15 protein-coding genes are annotated in these 18,684 nt (G+C 50.0%); 6 read left to right on the forward strand and 9 right to left on the reverse strand.

The genetic code is table 11. The features are described 5' to 3' along the window. Nucleotides 1-3: 3 nt before the first annotated feature. A complete protein-coding gene (helD, locus tag DES37_RS08115) occupies nucleotides 4-2,058 on the reverse strand; it encodes a DNA helicase IV (protein WP_110025486.1) in 2,055 nt (684 codons plus the stop codon). Nucleotides 2,059-2,180: 122 nt separating this feature from the next. Between helD and DES37_RS08120 the strand changes: the two genes are divergently transcribed. Together DES37_RS08120 and yccS are read left to right on the forward strand one after the other, a co-directional pair. Then, nucleotides 2,181-2,627: a YccF domain-containing protein gene (locus DES37_RS08120; RefSeq protein WP_036107851.1), complete on the forward strand. Its 447-nt coding sequence runs from the start codon at nucleotides 2,181-2,183 to the stop codon at nucleotides 2,625-2,627. A 17-nt stretch (nucleotides 2,628-2,644) separates the two neighbouring features. Then, nucleotides 2,645-4,771, forward strand: a complete 2,127-nt coding sequence (yccS, locus tag DES37_RS08125; RefSeq protein WP_110025558.1) for a YccS family putative transporter — start codon at nucleotides 2,645-2,647, stop codon at nucleotides 4,769-4,771. On the opposite strand, the gene DES37_RS08130 is transcribed toward yccS, so the two are convergent. Beyond that, nucleotides 4,764-5,402: a TfoX/Sxy family DNA transformation protein gene (locus tag DES37_RS08130; RefSeq protein WP_036107848.1), complete on the reverse strand. Its 639-nt coding sequence runs from the start codon at nucleotides 5,400-5,402 to the stop codon at nucleotides 4,764-4,766. The two genes, yccS and DES37_RS08130, sit on opposite strands and share 8 nt — an antisense overlap. 215 nt (nucleotides 5,403-5,617) lie before the next feature. Between DES37_RS08130 and sulA the strand changes: the two genes are divergently transcribed. After that, nucleotides 5,618-6,136 (forward strand): SOS-induced cell division inhibitor SulA, encoded by a 519-nt coding sequence (gene sulA, locus DES37_RS08135; RefSeq protein WP_110025487.1) that lies wholly within the window; start codon nucleotides 5,618-5,620, stop codon nucleotides 6,134-6,136. A gap of 359 nt (nucleotides 6,137-6,495) precedes the next feature. Next, the gene (gene ompA, locus DES37_RS08140) at nucleotides 6,496-7,557 is read left to right on the forward strand and encodes a porin OmpA (RefSeq protein ID WP_072006935.1); all 1,062 of its coding nucleotides are present in this window, start codon (nucleotides 6,496-6,498) and stop codon (nucleotides 7,555-7,557) included. Nucleotides 7,558-7,633: 76 nt separating this feature from the next. Here ompA and matP read toward each other — a convergent pair whose 3' ends face one another. Beyond that, nucleotides 7,634-8,089, reverse strand: a complete 456-nt coding sequence (gene matP, locus DES37_RS08145; protein WP_036108733.1) for a macrodomain Ter protein MatP — start codon at nucleotides 8,087-8,089, stop codon at nucleotides 7,634-7,636. A gap of 173 nt (nucleotides 8,090-8,262) precedes the next feature. Between matP and DES37_RS08150 the strand changes: the two genes are divergently transcribed. Together DES37_RS08150 and fabA are read left to right on the forward strand one after the other, a co-directional pair. Further along, on the forward strand, nucleotides 8,263-10,029 hold the full coding sequence (locus DES37_RS08150; protein WP_036107842.1) for an AAA family ATPase: 1,767 nt from the start codon (nucleotides 8,263-8,265) through the stop codon (nucleotides 10,027-10,029). Nucleotides 10,030-10,097: 68 nt separating this feature from the next. Continuing rightward, nucleotides 10,098-10,616 (forward strand): bifunctional 3-hydroxydecanoyl-ACP dehydratase/trans-2-decenoyl-ACP isomerase, encoded by a 519-nt coding sequence (fabA, locus tag DES37_RS08155; RefSeq protein ID WP_036107839.1) that lies wholly within the window; start codon nucleotides 10,098-10,100, stop codon nucleotides 10,614-10,616. Nucleotides 10,617-10,690: 74 nt separating this feature from the next. Here fabA and rmf read toward each other — a convergent pair whose 3' ends face one another. The 6 genes from rmf to rlmKL form a co-directional block, all read right to left on the reverse strand. Continuing rightward, the gene (rmf, locus tag DES37_RS08160) at nucleotides 10,691-10,858 is read right to left on the reverse strand and encodes a ribosome modulation factor (RefSeq protein WP_072006934.1); all 168 of its coding nucleotides are present in this window, start codon (nucleotides 10,856-10,858) and stop codon (nucleotides 10,691-10,693) included. A 254-nt stretch (nucleotides 10,859-11,112) separates the two neighbouring features. Next, complete coding sequence (pqiC, locus tag DES37_RS08170; protein WP_036107836.1) at nucleotides 11,113-11,682, reverse strand: membrane integrity-associated transporter subunit PqiC; 570 nt, start codon at nucleotides 11,680-11,682, stop codon at nucleotides 11,113-11,115. Continuing rightward, a complete protein-coding gene (gene pqiB, locus DES37_RS08175) occupies nucleotides 11,682-13,319 on the reverse strand; it encodes an intermembrane transport protein PqiB (RefSeq protein ID WP_110025488.1) in 1,638 nt (545 codons plus the stop codon). The genes pqiC and pqiB overlap by 1 nt, the downstream gene beginning before the upstream one ends. 1 nt (nucleotide 13,320) lies before the next feature. Continuing rightward, complete coding sequence (pqiA, locus tag DES37_RS08180) at nucleotides 13,321-14,577, reverse strand: membrane integrity-associated transporter subunit PqiA (RefSeq protein WP_110025489.1); 1,257 nt, start codon at nucleotides 14,575-14,577, stop codon at nucleotides 13,321-13,323. A gap of 16 nt (nucleotides 14,578-14,593) precedes the next feature. Then, on the reverse strand, nucleotides 14,594-16,504 hold the full coding sequence (locus DES37_RS08185) for an ABC transporter ATP-binding protein (RefSeq protein WP_036107829.1): 1,911 nt from the start codon (nucleotides 16,502-16,504) through the stop codon (nucleotides 14,594-14,596). Continuing rightward, entirely contained in the window at nucleotides 16,504-18,621 is a 2,118-nt protein-coding gene (gene rlmKL / locus DES37_RS08190; protein WP_110025560.1) for a bifunctional 23S rRNA (guanine(2069)-N(7))-methyltransferase RlmK/23S rRNA (guanine(2445)-N(2))-methyltransferase RlmL, read from the reverse strand. The genes DES37_RS08185 and rlmKL overlap by 1 nt, the downstream gene beginning before the upstream one ends. Nucleotides 18,622-18,684 lie beyond the last annotated feature (63 nt).

Raw genomic sequence — 18,684 nt, forward strand, 5'->3', positions numbered from 1 at the left:
TCTTCAGGGCTTTTTCAATACAGGCACACCGAGCGCTTTGAGAGTATCCACAAAACGGGAAGGCTGCTCTTTGTTATACAGCAGCCACACTTTTTGCCTTGCCCGGGTCATTGCCACATAGAGTAAACGCCGCTCTTCGGCATCGGGAAACTCTTCAGCTATTGGCAGCAGCCCTTGTTCAAGAATGGTTTCACGTGCAGGTGCCGGGAAACCATCTTTCCCTTCCTGCAAGGCGCAAATAATCACGTAGTCTGCTTCCTGCCCTTTGCTGGCATGAACCGTCATAAAAGTTATCTGCAATTTGGGCCAGCGTGTAGCGGCCTGTTGAAGAAGTTCAGGGCGCAGATAATGGTAACGGGCCAGCACCAGAATGGTTTCATCGGGTTTAACATAACCACTCATTTTGTCGAGCAGTGCATGAAGTTGCGTGTCTTCCAGCAGGTTAACCGCTTTTTTGTCCCCTTTGCGCACGCTGTTCAACGGCTTTTCACGTTGGTTTGGGTTTTGTTGGATGAAAGCGTTGGCGATTTCGCCAATACGGGAATGGAAACGGTAAGTGGTATCAAGAGCACATTCATCCCCCTGGCCGAAATGCTCATTGAATGAAGTAGTTAAATCAATTGCTGCACCACTAAAACGGTAAATTGCCTGCCAGTCGTCGCCCACGGCATACAGTGAAGTCTGTGAGTTTTGCTGCTGTAGAGCACCAAGTAAAGCTGCGCGTTGTGGTGAAATATCCTGAAATTCATCAACCAGAATATACTTCCACGGGCTGATAAAACGCCCTTTTTCCAGTACATTCACCGCCTGATGAATCAGGCCCGAAAAATCGAGCGCATTGTCATCTTTTAGTGACTTTTTCCACGCTTTTACTAATGGTGCCATCAGGCGAATATGCTTCTGGAAAGTGTCCCGAATAGCTTCAGGCGCGCTGGAAATCATATCTGCCTGGGAGCCTCCATGCATACGAATCAACCCCAGCCAGCTTTCCAGACGGGGAGCAAGGCGTTTTTTAACACTGTTATCCTGCCAAAAATCCCCTTCAGGCAAGGTCCATTCCAGTTCCTCTTCAAGCCACTGCCGCCAGCCTTTCGCCTGTGCTTTCTTTTCCTGGCATTGTGTTGACCAGGTATCAAGGAGTAACTGGTGCCTCATGGCAGTGTTACTCTCCAGCTCACTGATTTGCGGTGCCTTACGGCCACCCTGCTCAATAATATAACGGGCAAGAGAATGGAATGTGCGGGCAGTAATATCACCCGTATGAAGCCGGGCCTGGATGCGCTGATCCATTTCTTGTGCGGCCTTACGGCCGAATGCCAGCAGCAAAATTTGGTCTGCACTCGCCAGATTGCGCGTAAGAAGCCAGCCAGCACGAGCAACCAGAACGGAGGTTTTTCCGCTACCTGCCCCCGCCAGCACCAACATATTTTTTTCGCCATTCACCACAGCCCGGGCCTGAGAGGCATTTAACGGCGCGCTTTCTACCTGAGCGAAGAAATCCGCATGGCGCTCCAGCATCACATCCGTGTAGTGCTGATTATGCGCAAGGCGCTTAGCCCGGGCATCATCCAGCCAGTTTTTACAGGATAACCAGGTGTCACGGCACGCATCAAAGGCTGGGATACGCTGGTCAGGAAGAGGTAATGCCTGCAACACTTGCCGGGTACGCTGGCAAATTTCATCCACTTTATCCAGGCTGAGCCATTTATCTTCAGGCGCTGCTTCCTGGTACCAGGCGACCAGGTTATTCAAAGCTTCTGCTGCAACCTGGCTCATTTCCTCACCCCACTGTTCCCAGCGTTCATTGAGGTGATGCCAGAAACGTTGAGTTTCGCTCCATTCCGTTCCATGCAGGCGAACAACTTTATTATCGGGCAGGACAAACTCCAGCTCGCCCCATACCAGACCCCGTTTGCAGTTAATAGCTATCAATTGGTTAAACGGGATAAGATATTCATGCTTATCGCCAGCCACATTTACGCCAGCATTGAGTAATGTGACCCGATTATAAGGGTGCTGGGCCAGGTGTTTCCCCAGTGCGGTTGCTTTTAGTTCCATTATCAGGCCTGATTATCCGGTTTTTATGTCAGTGTACCTGCGAGAGAAATCGTGCTCCAGAGTAAAAACACGATACAATTACCAGGGTTATTCTCCGCCATGTCACATAGCTATGAGATATTATGAGAACCGTATTAAACATTCTTAACTTTGTTCTGGGTGGTTTCCTGACCACTCTCAGTTGGCTCCTGGCAACACTGGTTAGCATTGTGTTGATCTTCACGCTGCCATTAACCCGCTCATGCTGGGAAATTACACGCCTTTCGCTTTTCCCATTTGGTAATGAAGCGGTACATGTTGATGTGTTGTACCCGGAACGCAAAAATGAGCTGATGAATGCGGGTGGAACGCTGCTTAATGTCTTCTGGTTTGTAGTGTTCGGCTGGTGGTTGTGCCTGCTGCATATCAGCACCGGGATAATACAATGCCTGAGTATCATTGGCATTCCGGTGGGTATTGCCAATTTTAAACTGGCGGCAATCGCTTTATGGCCCGTTGGCCGCCGAGTGGTTTCTGTTGAGGTAGCTCAGGCAGCCCGGGAAGCCAATGCCCGTGGTCGTTTCCGCTAAACGGGGCTATGTCTGCAATGTTCATTTCCCAATGGCTGCGCCGTTATACATGGAAAAGTAGCTGGCTTTATAACTTGCGCATTTTTGTTGCTCTGCTGGGTGCGGCTGCGTTTCCCTGGTGGCTCGGTGAAGTTCGCCTCACCATTCCATTAACTTTAGGTGTGGTGGCCGCAGCTCTTACCGACCTGGACGACAGGCTGGCTGGCCGGCTCAAAAATCTGCTTATCACACTGCTGTGTTTTTTTATCGCATCGGCATCTGTTGAGTTGTTGTTCCCCTGGCCCTGGTTGTTCACCCTCGGCCTGATGAGTTCCACCTGCGGTTTTATTCTGCTTGGCGGGCTTGGGCAGCGTTATGCCACCATTGCCTTTGGGGCACTACTGATTGCCATCTATACCATGCTTGGTGTTTCGCTGTACGAGCACTGGTACCAGCAGCCTCTGTTCCTGCTCGCTGGCGCAATATGGTACAACCTGCTGACACTGTCTGGTCATTTGATCTTCCCGGTACGCCCGCTGCAGGACAACCTGTCTCGTTGCTACAAACAACTGGCGTATTTTTTAGAGATAAAATCACGGTTGTTTGACCCTGATATTGAAAGCGATGCACAGGCGCCACTCTATGAACTGGCAATGGCCAACAGTGATGTGGTTAATACCCTGAACCAAACCAAGGCCTCGCTACTGACCCGCTTGCGGGGTGACCGCGGGCAAAAAAATACGCGCCGCACACTGCACTATTATTTTGTGGCTCAGGATATCCATGAAAGAGCGAATTCGTCGCACATTCAGTACCAGGGCCTGCGAGATAAGTTTCGCCACAGCGACATTATGTTCCGTTTCCAGCGCATATTGTTTATGCAATCTCAGGCCTGCAACCAACTTGCACGATGCATTTTGTCCCGCACACCTTATTCACACGATACTCGCTTTGACAATGCGTTCACTCACCTGGATACCGCAATGGCGCGCATTAAAGCCAGCCAGCCGTTAATGCCTGAGTTAACCGCGCTGGATTATCTGATAAACAATTTACGCGCTATTGATGCGCAACTGGCAACAATTGAGTCGGAGCAGACAGAAGCCGGAATCAAGCAGGATACAGACAACCGCCTGGCCGATGACGGGATAACCGGGTTCAGTGACATCTGGCTGCGCTTAAGCCGCAACCTTACACCTGAATCTGCTCTCTTCCGCCATGCTATTCGGATGTCTGTTGTATTATGCATTGGCTATGCCTTCATACAATTTACCGGAATGAACCATGGCTACTGGATTTTGCTCACCAGCCTGTTTGTTTGCCAGCCCAACTATAACGCCACCCGGCACCGCCTGACCCTGCGAGTCATTGGTACTCTGGTTGGGGTTGCCATTGGTATTCCAGTGTTGTGGTTTGTTCCCTCACTGGAAGGCCAACTGGTGTTAATCGTTATTACTGGCGTGTTGTTTTTCGCATTCCGTAATGTGCAGTATGCCCATGCGACAATGTTTATCACCTTGTTGGTGTTACTGTGTTTTAACCTGCTGGGCGAAGGCTTTGAAGTTGCGCTGCCACGAATAATTGACACATTACTGGGTTGCGCAATTGCATGGGCTGCAGTTTCCTTTATTTGGCCTGACTGGCGTTTCAGGCGTTTACCGCAGGTAGCTGACCGCGCCATTAATGCCAACTGCCGCTACCTGGACGCTATTCTTGAGCAATACCACCAGGGCAGAGATAACCGCCTGGCTTACCGTATTGCCCGCCGCGATGCCTACAACCGGGATGCAGAACTGGCATCCGTTGTCTCAAACATGTCTTCCGAGCCACATATGACGCCTGAAGTTCGTGAAGCAGCTTTCCGCCTGTTGTGCCTGAACCACACATTTAATAGTTATATCTCTGCGCTGGGCGCTCACCGCGAGAAGCTCAGTAACAACCAGATACTGGCAATTCTTGATGATGCCGTCTGTTATGTAGACGATGCGTTGCACCACGAACCCGCCGATGAAGATAAAGTTCAGCAAGCCCTGGCAGGGCTGGTGCAACGCATTGGCAACCAGGACCAGAAGTCTGATGGCAAAGAGCCACTGGTTCTTCAACAGATTGGTTTACTGGTTTCTATACTGCCCGAGCTTTCAAAACTGCGCACCCAGATTAGTTAGGTTTGCGCCGCGCTTTGTCTCTGGCTTCCTGCTCGAGTTGTTGCTTTGCCCACTCGTTAAGCTCCCACTGCCTTTGCCGTGGGAGCGCTTCGCTATGGGAACCCGTTATTGCTCCCTCCAAAGAGAGAAGTACTTTGGCTCCCAGGGTATTGCACCGCCGGCGCAGCATTATCCAGCATGCCTTCGCCCCTTTGTTTTTCAGGGTTTCAATATCGCGGATACCCGCTTCCCAGAGCATCATCTCCAGGCCGAAAGTTACGTTGGGCAAATCTTTAATTCTCCGGACAGCCTGTTTTTCCAGCTTTTCTTTTTTAGCGGCATCAAGCGCATGCCCCGCAAGGGTGATGAGCTGAGCGTCATCGTTCCACAACGCTTCATCAACACAGTAATAGTTCAGTGACAAAGGACGGCCACGCTTATGTGTGACCAATAGCGGCAAATTACGCGAGGTAAAGTAGGCTGCATTTTCTTCACAGGCACGTAAGTAGAGCTGCCCTTTACTTACCATGGCAAAAGCAACATTGTCGGCCATAATGCTGTACCCGCCGAACAAAGTCCGGGAAGAAATGTGGCCCAGAGAAGAGAGTTTTTCTAATGACGCCTTGATGCGTGGAGTGGAAACCTTTCCCATAAAAATCCTTACATTTCATTATGTAATAACGAATAATCCCTATCCCGGGACGCCTTTGTTAAACCATAAGAAAGTTATTTCTTTAGAGCAAGAATCCATTACGGGTTTAGGTTATTTGTTATCTGTTTTGCGAGGGAATTTCCAAAATTTTTTGTTGATCTTTCAGTCATTGCGCATTACTGTATATTCATACAGTAACAGAGGCGGAATTCATTATGAACGCATTGGCTTACCAAAACCGAAGTGTCACTCATCATATTAATGAGCATTACCAGGCCGGTTTAGAAGAACAACCGGTTATCACGCAAGGTATTGTCAGTGAAATGGTGTTCCGTGAAGACCAACCCTGGATGTCCCAGTTGATTCTCTTGCCCTTGCTGCGCCAGTTAAGCCAGCAAGCACGCTGGCAGTTGTGGATCACGCCCGGGCAGAAATTAAACCGCCAGTGGCTGGTTTCTGCGGGTTTGCCTCTGTCAAAAGTTATGCATGTTAAGGCCCGGCAGGAACAACAACCCACTACAGTTTCAGCAATGGCCAGAGCCTTAAAATCAGGTAACTACAGTGTCGTTATTGGCTGGTTACCAGAAGAATTGAGCGATCAGGAACGGTTATTATTACAGCAATCTGCTGAAGAAGGACAGGCAATTGGGTTTATCATGCGCCCTGTTTCCCGGGTTAATTTGAGCGACAGACAAAATTTCGGGATAAAAATTCAATCAAATTTGTATCACTAAGTAAATTTAGGATAATTCCTGGACGCAGCGATTCGTCTGAATAACTGGAAATAATCAGCATCAGAGAAGCCCTGTCTGGCGGGATTTCCGCAAAAAGATTCACTTTTTGTGCGCAGTGCGTTGCCTTCATTCTGCTGTAAAAATTTAATCTGCTGTCAGATTTTTTTCATATGTCTGACTGAGTTCACACTTGTAAGTTTCTAACTAAGTTGTAGACTTTAACTCGCCAGGGTTGCTCATTATAAACCGAGTTTATCGGTAGAGTGGCAATTGAGCTATAACCCGGGTGAAGGATTTAACCGTGGGTTTTGATTGATTTAAAGACCTATGGCCTTTTGGATGATAACGAGGCGCAAAAAATGAAAAAGACAGCTATCGCAATTGCAGTGGCACTGGCTGGTTTCGCTACCGTAGCACAGGCAGCACCGATGGATAACACCTGGTATGCAGGTGGTAAACTGGGTTGGTCCCAGTACCACGATACCGGCTTCTATGGCAACGGCTATTCTGCTAACAATGGCCCGACTCATGAAAGCCAACTGGGTGCAGGTGCTTACGGCGGTTACCAGGTTAACCCGTATGTTGGTTTCGAAATGGGTTATGACTGGTTAGGTCGTATGCCTTACAAAGGCAGCGTAACTAACGGTGCATTTAAAGCTCAAGGCGTTCAGCTGACTGCTAAACTGAGCTACCCGGTAATGGACGATCTGGATGTTTATACTCGTCTGGGTGGCATGGTATGGCGTGCTGATTCTAAAGAAAACACTGGCCTGAAAGATCACGATACTGGCGTTTCTCCAGTATTTGCTGGCGGTGTTGAATATGCATTCACTCCGGAAATCGCAACCCGTCTGGAATACCAGTGGGTTAACAATATCGGTGATGCAGGTACCGTAGGTGCCCGTCCTGATAACGGAATGCTGAGTGTTGGTGTTTCCTACCGTTTCGGTCAGAGCGAACCAGCTCCGGTAGTTGCTCCGGCTCCTGCTCCGGCTCCAGCTCCTGAAGTAAGCACCAAACATTTCACTCTGAAATCTGACGTGCTGTTTACTTTCGGTAAATCCAGCCTGAAACCTGAAGGCCGCCAGGCTCTTGACCAGCTGTACACTCAGCTGAGCAACCTGGATCCTAAAGATGGTTCTGTTGTTGTTCTGGGCTTCACTGACCGTATCGGTTCTGATTCCTACAACCAGAAACTGTCTGAACAGCGCGCACAGAGCGTTGTTGATTATCTGGTTTCTAAAGGTATCCCGTCTAACAAAATCTCTGCACGTGGCATGGGTGAATCCAACCCGGTTACCGGCAGCACCTGCAACAACGTGAAAGCACGTGCAGCGCTGATCGATTGCCTGGCGCCAGATCGTCGTGTTGAGATCGAAGTTAAAGGCGTTAAAGACGTTGTAACTCAGCCTCAGGCTTAAGTTACCACGCAACAAAAAACCCACTTCGGTGGGTTTTTTGTTTTTTAGTATTGCGAAAAATGCGCTCAGGGGCAGGCTATTTCTTATCGCCCAGCAACGCCCTGAGGTCGTCTTTAAGTGTAGTCATTTTGGATGCGTATTTTTCTTTACGCTCAGCATCTTCAATTAACTGAACAATTGTTTCTGATAATGTGCTGTTGCGGCGCCGTGCCAGAGATGCCAAACGTTGCCATACCGCAAACTCCAGGTCGATAGACTTTTTGCGGGTATGCTGATGCTCCGCATTAAAGTGCCGCTTGCGGCGTGCGCGAATAGTCTGTTTCATCCTGTTGGCAAGAGCCGGGTTCATGTGCTGGTCAATCCAGCTAAGAACACGCACAGGATTACTTTCCAGTTCCAGCAACGTGGAAACGGCTTCCTGCGCCATGCTGGCTTCAATATGGCGAGTAATGGCCTCACCTTCGCGGTGTTTTTTTACCAGATATTTCCATTTCCAGCCGCTTTCGAGATTTTCGAGTTGTTGATATTTCATTATGATCTCGGCGTAACCGTTTAACCCGTTACAGAATATCAGCTTTTCTGCCTGTTCGCGCACCTGAAATGATAAGTTGTTTGCCTGCAAGGAAAGCAAGTCTTGTTTCAGGTGTGCCACGAAGTGGCTTATTGTATAATCGCTGTTTTGGCAACTAACTTATAAATATCACATTGACCATTAATCGACTGACATCACAAGCACTTACCCTGGATGCAACGCCCTATGACTCGCTGTTTGCACAACCAGGCGATAACGATGCTGTTTCCCAGGCGTTACAGAGCATACAGCCACGCCTTACTGATACACTGACACACTTCCTGCACCCTTCTGTGCCGTCACGGTTTATGGTGATCAAAGCCCCCGGCACACAGCCTTATCTTGATACGCTCCATGAACTGGTTTCTCAACAGTTTACTGGCAGCGATTCACTGTATGGTGGCCATTATCGTTTCTCCACTACAGATGTCACATTTGGCAAACCAGAAACCGAAGATGCGCTGTTCTGCACCCGTCCAAATGTGCTCAGCACAGCCTGGGCGGAAACTGAACAGCTTTGTGGCTGTATTCGCCAGTTCAATGGTGAGCTTTCCGCACAACCCGGGCTTCTCCACCGGGCCAATGGTGGCGTGCTTATACTCAGCCTGCGTTTACTGCTTGAACAACCCTTAATGTGGTTACGGGTGAAGCAGTGGGTCACACGCCAGGTGTTCACCTGGTTTGCGCCGGATGAAACAAAACCGCTGCCAGTAACGATGCCCGCAATTCCTCTGGATATTCGCCTGATTCTGGTTGGAGACCGCGATGAACTGGCAGAGTTAGAAGCTCTCACGCCAGAAATGACGGAAATAGCGGTTTACAGCGAATACGAAGATGAAATTCTGATTAATGACGAACAGGACGTTATTCGTTGGCGAAACTGGATTGATAACCGGGCACAGAACAAAGGTCTTCCCAGACCAGCAAGTGATGCCTGGCCACGGTTGCTGGAGCTCGCAACTCGCTATACTGAAGACCAGTGCTCTCTGCCCGTTAACCCTTTGTGGTTTGAGCGCCTTTTCACATCCATTGCTACCATCACAGGCACTGAGACTTTCAGTGGCGAAGCTTTCCAACAGTTACTGGAACAGCAGGCCTGGCGTGAAGGGTATCTCGCAGAGCGTATTCTGGATGATATTCTCGACGACCAGGTCCGAGTGGACACCCAGGGTGAACAAGTTGGGCAAATTAACGCGCTGTCAGTAATTGAGTTTCCTGGTCACCCCCGCCCTGTTGGTGAACCGTCTCGCATTAGTTGTGTGGTGCATGCTGGTGATGGCGAACTGACAGATATTGAGCGTAAAGCGGAACTTGGCGGGAATATTCATGCCAAAGGCATGATGATTATGCAGGCCTTCCTGATGGCTGAGCTGGATCTGGACCAACAGTTGCCCTTCTCTGCATCGTTAACCTTTGAGCAGTCTTATAGCGAGGTTGATGGCGACAGCGCGTCAATGGCTGAACTCTGCGCCTTTATTAGCGCGCTGGCTGATGTGCCTGTTTACCAGAACATTGCCATTACGGGTTCTGTTGACCAATTTGGCTGTGCACAGCCAGTTGGCGGGCTTAACGAGAAAATTGAAAGCTTCTTTACTCTCTGTGCAGCTCGCGGTCTTACTGGTAACCAGGGGGTCATTATTCCTCTGGCAAATGTGCGTCATCTCAGCCTGTGTGAACCGTTACGCAGCGCTGTGGAACAAGAGCAGTTTTATATCTGGGCTATCGATGATGTGTTCGATGCTCTACCTTTATTAACAGGTTTACCCTGGAGTGATGAAATCCAGGGGCGTAACAATCTTATGCAGTTAGTACAGGAACGCATCGCTCAGGCAAGCCAACAGGATGCCAGGCATCGCCTGCCATGGCCATTACGCTGGTTAAACTGGTTTAACCACAACTGATCGGACTTGTTGAGCGTACACGTGTTCGCTAACCTGCGTGCTTCACTAAAATAAGGCTTATTGTAGACATGGTTGATAAACGCGAATCTTATTCAAAAGAAGATCTACTTGCTTCTGGTCGTGGCGAATTATTTGGCGCCGAAGGTCCACAACTGCCAGCACCTAACATGCTGATGATGGACCGGGTTGTCAAAATGACTGAAACCGGTGGCAATTTCGACAAAGGATATGTTGAAGCCGAACTCGATATTAATCCTGACTTATGGTTCTTTGGCTGCCACTTTATCGGTGACCCCGTAATGCCTGGCTGCCTTGGGCTGGATGCAATGTGGCAGTTAGTTGGCTTTTATCTGGGCTGGCTTGGCGGTGAAGGTAAAGGCCGTGCGTTGGGTGTTGGTGAAGTTAAATTCACCGGCCAGGTGCTGCCCACCGCGAAGAAAGTTACCTACCGTATTCACTTTAAACGTGTGGTAAACCGCCGCCTGATTATGGGCCTTGCAGATGGTGAGGTTCTGGTTGATGGCCGCGTTATTTATACTGCCACAGACCTCAAAGTAGGTTTGTTTAAAGACACATCTGCATTCTGATTTCAGCCATATCCTGGCTAAAACGCGAAACCTCCGCATTGCGGAGGTTTCTTTTTTGCTCTAAAGAGACAGGGTCAAGCGAATGACACCTTGTCCTCAATGGCTTTTCGCCAGCCTCCCAGCCAATGAGACCTCTGATTTAACGTCTGATAAGGACACATCTCTTTTGAGTGGCCAGTAATACCAGCCTGATAGCCTCTCTGGTGAGCCCTTTCCAGGCGATCTCGTTTTTGTCTCTTCATGCCTCGTTTCCCTCATTCATTTGTTGTCTGGTGGAAAAGAAAACAGTGATTACAATCTGTGCAATCACTAATAACGAATACGCTCATTTCAGGGCAGCGTCAATGCGCAAAATTCACGCCAATGTCATATTCATGAGGCATAATTGACATAATCTTTCACCTCAAATTAGCCTCCTGGCAGATAAGTCTCTGATGCAAAAAAAAGCACCTGCCGACAAAAATGCCAGACAGGTGCTGAATAAAAGAAATGTAAATTAGTGTTGTGACTGCAACTGCGCCGCGATACTGCGCGCTTCCTGTTGCCAGGCTGCAGCCAATGCTTTGACCATGGCGTCATAGCCGTCGCCGTGTTGCGGCAAAGTGACAGAGAATGGGCGGCGTGTGTACTGCCCCTGGTGGTTAAGCAACCACTCACCACTCACTACAACCTGCCCGTCATAGCGCCCCTGAAAGCCACTGATGACCACACTCAGGCTGTCCTGGTCATTACCCAGAGGTTGTGACGATACTACCCAACCGGGTAAAGCCGTAGAAAGGTTTGCCACCAGGGTATCACGCAGTTGCTGGTCCAGCGGGCTGGCCCATAAGTTTTGTTTGGCAACCACGTAATTTACATCCGAAGTCTGGTAAACCACACCGCTTCCAGCCAGAAAATCCGGCACGTTAATCTGCGAAACCCACAACAGTTTTTGAGCCGCGCCACTGCTGGCGCTGACTGATGCTACCGGGGTGTGATCCACCGGTAATTGGTACATTTTAGTGGCGGTGGTACTGCTGCATGCCGAAAGCGCCAGTGCCACGACGAACATCATCCATTGCTTCATTATTTAGCCCCCTTCGGCTGCGGATCTTTTTTGGTTTTAGCTTCGAAGATCAACGCATTACTCTTATTATTCAGGGTTTGCAGAACCGGCTGTAACTCACGTAATACCTGGTCGAGGCGCTGCATATCGGCAACCATTTTATTATATGCGGCGGAGCCTGGCTGGAAGCCCTGCATACTCCGGTTCAGTTCACGTAGCGTTTTTTGCATGTCTGCCGGGAGTCCCTGCATGGATTCACTACCTGTTATCTTATTCAGGTTGTTCAGCGTGGACTGCAGCGATTTCATGGTATTTTGCGTTTCTTTCAGTGTACTGGTTGCCTGGCTTAACATCGGGTTAAGTGGCAGCGCGTTGATTTTATCCAGCGCATCCGTCAGCTTCTGTTGGATCTGCGACAACCCGCCGCTGACCGTTGGAATAACCTGGTACGCACCAACCTCCAGAGGGCCTTTATAAGCACCTTCTTTAGGATAAAAGTCCAGGTCTATATACAATGCCCCGGTTACCAGGTTACCGGTTTTCAGGGATGCCCTGAGCCCACGGGAAAGCAGCATTTTCAGGTGCCCCTGAACTTCAGGCGCTTCACCCAGCTCATTCTCAATACGCTGTGGTTCAATGCGTACCAGTACCGGGATCCGGTAATCTTCATTAATTTTTTGCTGCAGTTGTGGCACCAGATAAGGCACTTTCTGTACCGTGCCCAGGCGAATACCACGGAACTCAACAGGCGCGCCCGGCTGCAGGCCACGAATGGAGTCTTTAAAGAACATCAGGTAATCAACATGCTCGGTATAGAACGAATCCTGAATGCTTTTTTGGTCATCAAACAGCTGAAACTCGCTGTGGTCAGCCACTGGCTCACCAGTTAATTGCCCATCCGGCACATCAAAACTTACCCCACCGCTGAACAACGTAGACAAAGAGCCCATTTCGACACGCATCCCGGCAGAAGTCAGGTCAACGGCAATACCGCTGTCTTTCCAGAAGCGGACATTAGTGGTAACCAGGCGATCATTGGGTGCACTGATGAATAACTGATACTGCATGGTCCGTTTCTGGGCATCAAACGAGCTGGTTTCAACAGAACCGACCCGGTACCCTCTGAATAATACCGGGTCACCCGGGTTAAGCTGCCCCGCCCGGTTGCTGTCAAGGATGACGCGAATCCCTTTAGCATCGGGTGGTGCCAGAGGAGGGGAATCCAGCAAATCATAGCGCTCTGGTGCTTCGCCCTGTTTTCCGGGCTGCAACTCAATATACGCCCCAGACAACAGTGTGCTCAGCCCACTGACCCCCTCACGGCCAATCTGCGGTTTCACAACCCAGAAGACAGAATCTTTGTGCAAGAGTTTTTCCATGCCGGTATTCAGGCGAGCTTTGATTTCCACATGGTGCAAATCATCTGTCAGCACCGCACTTTCCACGACTCCGACATCCACACTGCGGCTTTTAATTGCCGTTTTTCCGCCAACAATACCTTCTGCATTGGTGGTGATAAGTGTCACCTCCGGCCCCTGGTGGCTATAGTGATAGAATAAGATCCACGCACCAATCAGGGCGGTGACTATCGGGAAGATCCAAACCGGAGACCAGTTTTTCACTTTATGCACCTTCGCTTCCCCACGGTTTGAATCCATGTTACGACAACTCCTCTTGGCTTGATTCTGGCTTGCGGTCCCAGATGAGACGCGGGTCAAATGTCATTGCAGCAAACATTGTAAGTATGACCACCAGCGCGAACATAAGCGCACCCATCGCCGGGTAAATATTCATTAACGAACCCATGCGGACCAGCGCTGACAATACAGCGATTACAAAAACATCAATCATTGACCAACGCCCAACAAACTCGACAACTTCATAAACCAAATGCATTCTTTCGCTGTCACGCTGTATAAAACCTTTGGCATCAAGGCAAAGCCAGCCAATAGCGATCATTTTAAGGGTTGGCACCATAATACTGGCAATAAAGATGACCAGAGCCACCGGGTAAGAACCTTCACTCCACAGCAACACCACCCCTGCGATGATGGTGGAAGGAAGCTTACTTCCCAGCAGGTCGGTAATCATGATGGGCAGTATGTTGGCAGGGAAATACAGCATCACCGAGGTAAACAGCAGTGCCATCGTCCACTGGAGGCTGTGACGGCGGCGGACATGCCCATGGCTGTGGCAACGCGGGCATTTCTCAACACCCTGCGGCAGTATTGCAGTACAGCATGAACATGACCGTAGCCCTTGTTTCATGCCCGTTTTGCCGGGTTGAAATGCCAGGGGAATAGCAGGAGCAGGGGCAATATCATTCCATAACCAGCGGCGATCCACACACTGAACGGCGCGAAGTTGCAGTACACAGAACAGGCACCATGGAATAAAACTCAGGCCAATACCAATATCACCATAAGCCATCAGTTTCACGAAGCTAACCAGAACGCCGGCAAGGAATATTTCCGCCATCCCCCAGCTTTTCAGGTGAAATAATAGCCAGGCGAGACGCCTTTTTGATACCGGGCTGAGCCGGACACGGTTAACCAGCAGCAGAATGGCTACCAACGACAGAGCAGGCACAGCCTGGACCAAAATCATAAACAATGACCCAAGGCTTGCGTAATCTTCAGAAAACATCACACCAGGGATGGATAACAGTGAAATTTCACTGTTCACACCAGCAACACTCATATTCACGAACGGAAATAAGTTTGCCAGTAACAACATAAATAATGCGGCCAGTGCATAAGCAGTTGGCCGCTTTCGGGGTTCATCCCAGCGAGTAGTCAGCGTATTTCCACAACGTGGGCAACAGGCCTTTTCGCCTGTGCCAAGGGCAGGAAGAGCAACCAGCATATCGCAATGGCCGCACAAAATGGCCTGCTGTGTCAGGTGGTTAGTGCACATATCCTGCCTCTTTGTGTTAATCGCCGTTTTTCAAACCTTCCAGGTATTCCCAACGCTCAAAAGCTGTTTCAAGCGCCTGCTCAGCGGCAGAGAGTTGATCCAGAACCCGTTGGGTAACATCATGAGGCTGGTTGAAAAAACCACCATCGCTAACCTGGCTTTGCAGCACGCCAATGTCGGCTTCAAGCTGTTCAAGTTGAGCAGGTAATTGTTCCAGTTCACGTTGAAGTTTATAACTTAACTTATTGGCCTGCCGTTTGACTGTTTCTGCTTTTGGCACTTTTTGTTGTTCAACCGGCGCATTATTAACCGTTGTTTTCAACGGTTGTGCAGAAGCCTGCTGCCCTTTGGCATCAAAATAGCCGCCAACATACTGACCAATACGCCCTTCACCTTCAAAGATCCAACACTCTGTTACGGTGTTATCAACAAATTGCCGGTCATGGCTCACCAGTAATACGGTTCCCTGGTAGCTGTCGATCAGTTCTTCAAGCAATTCCAGCGTTTCGACATCCAGGTCGTTCGTGGGTTCATCGAGAATTAATAAGTTACTGGGTTTCAGGAATAGCCTGGCCAGTAACAGGCGGTTACGCTCACCACCAGATAACGCACTCACCGGTGTCATGGCGCGTTTGGGGTGGAACAAAAAGTCCTGAAGATAACCAAGGACATGGCGCGAACGGCCATTGACCATCACTTCCTGTTTACCTTCAGCAAGGTTATCCATCACGGTACGGTCAGGATCGAGCTCGGCACGGTGCTGGTCAAAATAGGCCACTTCCAGCTTAGTTCCCACATGCACACGCCCGGACTGAGCCTGCAACTGCCCCAGCATCAGCTTAAGCAGTGTGGTTTTGCCGCAGCCATTCGGGCCAACGAGGGCAATTTTATCGCCGCGCTGCACTTGTGAAGAGAAATTATCCACCAGCACTTTGTCTTCAATGGCGTAATGCAGGTTTTCAATTTCAAACACAATTTTGCCGGAACGGCTGGCTTCTTCAACTTGCATTTGGGCACGGCCCATCACTTCCCGGCGTTCACCGCGTTCCCGGCGCATAGCTTTCAGTGCTCTCACCCGCCCTTCATTACGGGTACGACGTGCTTTGATACCCTGGCGGATCCACACTTCTTCCTGAGCCAGTTTGCGGTCAAACTCCGCATTCTGTAACTCTTCAACGCGTAACGCTTCTTCGCGTGCAACCAGGTATTTGTCGTAATCGCCCGGGTAAGAAACCAGTTTGCCACGATCCAGGTCGACAATCCGCGTGGACATATTGCGAATGAAAGAACGGTCATGGGAAATAAAGACGATGCTGCCCTGGTAACTTTTCAGGAAAGTTTCCAGCCAGTCGATAGTTTCGATGTCCAGGTGGTTAGTGGGTTCATCAAGCAGCAAAACATGCGGGGCACTAACCAGCGCGCGCCCTAATGCTGCTTTACGTAACCAGCCGCCAGATAACGCAGCCAGTTCCGTATTTGGGTCCAGTTCCAGTTGGCTCAGAACATCATTAATGCGGTTTTCCAGTTGCCACAAACCGTGGTGGTCAAGCTGTTCCTGAACCCGGGCCATGGCATTCAGGTTCTTCTCACTCGGGTCCTGCATAACCAGGCGAGAGATTTCATGGTACTCCTTGAGATATACCGCCTGCTCTTCCACACCCTGGGCAACAAAGTCATATACAGTGCCACCCACATCCCGCGGTGGATCCTGTTGCAGCCTGGCAACCACCAGATCCTGTTCATAAATCAGGCGGCCATCATCAAGCGGGATCTCTTTGTTCAGAATTTTCATCAGCGTTGATTTGCCGGCACCATTGCGCCCGACAAGACAAACACGCTCGTTATTCTCGATATGTAATTCAGCATTATCAAGAAGTGGCGCATCGCTGAAAGACAGCCACGCACCATGCATACTAATTAACGACATTATGATTTCCTGGTTACGCGGCGAATAAGCCAGCAGTTATGGATCTGACGATTGCGGGCAAAGTCCTGTGACTGGGTTTTTGCAGTAATATCCTGTGCTTCCAGGCCCAGAGCAGCCAGCCCTTCGTGGTCCATTCTGAAACCGCGTTTATTATTGGAAAAAACGATGGTGCCGCCATCACGCAGCAACCGGTTGAGATCACGCATTACAGCAATATGATCTCGCTGGACATCAAATGTGTTGTCCATGCGTTTTGAGTTAGAAAATGTGGGCGGATCGATAAAAATCAGATCATAGTGTTCATTCGATTCGGCCAGCCAGCCCAGACAATCCGCCTGAATAAGGCGATGCGCACGCCCACTCAGGCCATTAAGCCGCAGGTTGCGTTCCGCCCATTCGAGATAGGTGCGCGACATATCAACTGTTGTGGTACTTCTGGCACCACCCAAACCGGCATGCACACTTGCACTACCGGTATATGAGAACAGATTGAGGAAATCTTTCCCCTTGCTCATTTGCCCAAGCATACGCCGCGCGAGGCGGTGATCAAGGAATAACCCGGTGTCCAGGTAGTCAGTCAGGTTAACCAGGAAGCGGGCATTATATTCGCGCACTTCTTTGTATTGCCCTTTTTCACTGAGCTTCTGGTACTGGTTTTTCCCTTTCTGGCGTTCACGAGTTTTCAGGATAAGCTGGCCTGGAGCCAGAGAGAGCACATCAATCGTGGCTGCGATAATATCGAACAGGCGTTGGCGCGCTTTCACCGGGTCTACTGTTTTAGGTGGTGCATATTCCTGAATAACAATATTGTCAGCGTAACGATCTACGGCAACGTTGTATTCCGGTAAGTCGGCATCATACAGGCGGTAGCATTCAATACCCTCCTGCTTCGCCCACTTATCCAGTTTTTTGGCATTCTTGCGCAGGCGGTTAGCAAAATCCTGCGCAAACTGGCCGGCCTGCTCTGGTACAGTGGCAGACAATTGGTAGTTTTTTTGTACGCAATCCAGTGGGCCGTTTTTCGCTTTAAACTGGCGCTCGGAACGTAGTTGTAAACAACTGAGTAATTCCGCAGAGGCGCTGAACAAAGAGAGTGCCCAACCCGGGAACTGCTGTTTCACAACGCGGCCCAGTACATGGTGCAGTGCAATTAACTCCGGTTCGCTGTCCAGCCGCTCGCCATAAGGCGGGTTACTGATAATAGTCCCGGTTACCTGCACATCCTGTGGGCAGGTAAGTTGAGCCACATCCCCTACGGTAAAACGAATAATTTCGCCAAGCCCTGCTCTCCGGGCATTCGTTTTAGCCCGTTCGATAACCCGGCCGTCAATATCACTGCCATAAAAGCGCGAGGTATACTCAGTAAGGCCCCGGCGCGCACGTACCTGTGCTTCAGTACGAACGGCTTTCCAGGCCTCTTCATCGTGCGCGGCCCACCCGGTAAACCCCCAATGCTGGCGGTAAAGCCCGGGCGCACGGTCCGTCGCCATCATGGCGGCTTCTATCAGTAAGGTGCCAGAACCACACATTGGGTCCAGCAAAGGCGTGCCCGGCTTCCAGCCAGAACGCAAGATGATTGCAGCGGCCAGGTTTTCTTTTATTGGCGCAAGGCCAGTGCTGTCACGGTAACCACGCTGGTGCAGGCCATCGCCACTCAAGTCGAGCGAAATACTGGCAACCTCTTTTTCCAGCCTCACCTGAATGCGGATATCTGGCTGTTCCCGGTCTACATTTGGGCGCGCCAAATTTTTGCGGGTAAAGCTGTCAACAATGGCATCTTTTACCTTCAACGCACCATACTGGCTGTTGCGTATGACATCGTTCAGGCCGTTGAAATGCACTGCGAAAGTAGCATTTTCCACAAACAGAGATGGCCAGTTGATAGCCATAACCCCAAGGTAGAGGTCCAAATCGCTGTAGACTTTGCATTCGCCCAGAGGCAGCAGAATGCGCGAAGCCAGCCGGCTCCACATCAGGCTTTGATACACCAACTGCGTGTCCGCATCAAAATGGACACCCCCCTGAACAACACGGCAATGCTGTGCGCCAAGGTTTTCCAGTTCGGTCTTTAAGAGTTCTTCAAGCCCACGCGCCGTGCTGGCAAACAGAGAGTTCATAGTTTCACTTTGTCTTTCATTAAAATTGTTGCGCATTATAGCTAATCCGGCACACATGTCATA

Source organism: Mangrovibacter plantisponsor (assembly GCF_003182475.1).
Lineage (GTDB): Bacteria > Pseudomonadota > Gammaproteobacteria > Enterobacterales > Enterobacteriaceae > Mangrovibacter > Mangrovibacter plantisponsor.

Coding starts and splice junctions, on each gene's coding strand:
- pqiA (WP_110025489.1), bottom strand. CDS start 14,577: ATGTGCACTAACCACCTGACACAGCAGGCCATTTTGTGCGGCCATTGC.
- rmf (WP_072006934.1), bottom strand. CDS start 10,858: ATGAAGAGACAAAAACGAGATCGCCTGGAAAGGGCTCACCAGAGAGGC.
- sulA (WP_110025487.1), top strand. CDS start 5,618: ATGAACGCATTGGCTTACCAAAACCGAAGTGTCACTCATCATATTAAT.
- ompA (WP_072006935.1), top strand. CDS start 6,496: ATGAAAAAGACAGCTATCGCAATTGCAGTGGCACTGGCTGGTTTCGCT.
- DES37_RS08185 (WP_036107829.1), bottom strand. CDS start 16,504: ATGTCGTTAATTAGTATGCATGGTGCGTGGCTGTCTTTCAGCGATGCG.
- pqiC (WP_036107836.1), bottom strand. CDS start 11,682: ATGAAGCAATGGATGATGTTCGTCGTGGCACTGGCGCTTTCGGCATGC.
- matP (WP_036108733.1), bottom strand. CDS start 8,089: ATGAAATATCAACAACTCGAAAATCTCGAAAGCGGCTGGAAATGGAAA.
- helD (WP_110025486.1), bottom strand. CDS start 2,058: ATGGAACTAAAAGCAACCGCACTGGGGAAACACCTGGCCCAGCACCCT.
- fabA (WP_036107839.1), top strand. CDS start 10,098: ATGGTTGATAAACGCGAATCTTATTCAAAAGAAGATCTACTTGCTTCT.
- pqiB (WP_110025488.1), bottom strand. CDS start 13,319: ATGGATTCAAACCGTGGGGAAGCGAAGGTGCATAAAGTGAAAAACTGG.
- yccS (WP_110025558.1), top strand. CDS start 2,645: ATGTTCATTTCCCAATGGCTGCGCCGTTATACATGGAAAAGTAGCTGG.
- rlmKL (WP_110025560.1), bottom strand. CDS start 18,621: ATGAACTCTCTGTTTGCCAGCACGGCGCGTGGGCTTGAAGAACTCTTA.
- DES37_RS08130 (WP_036107848.1), bottom strand. CDS start 5,402: ATGGGAAAGGTTTCCACTCCACGCATCAAGGCGTCATTAGAAAAACTC.
- DES37_RS08120 (WP_036107851.1), top strand. CDS start 2,181: ATGAGAACCGTATTAAACATTCTTAACTTTGTTCTGGGTGGTTTCCTG.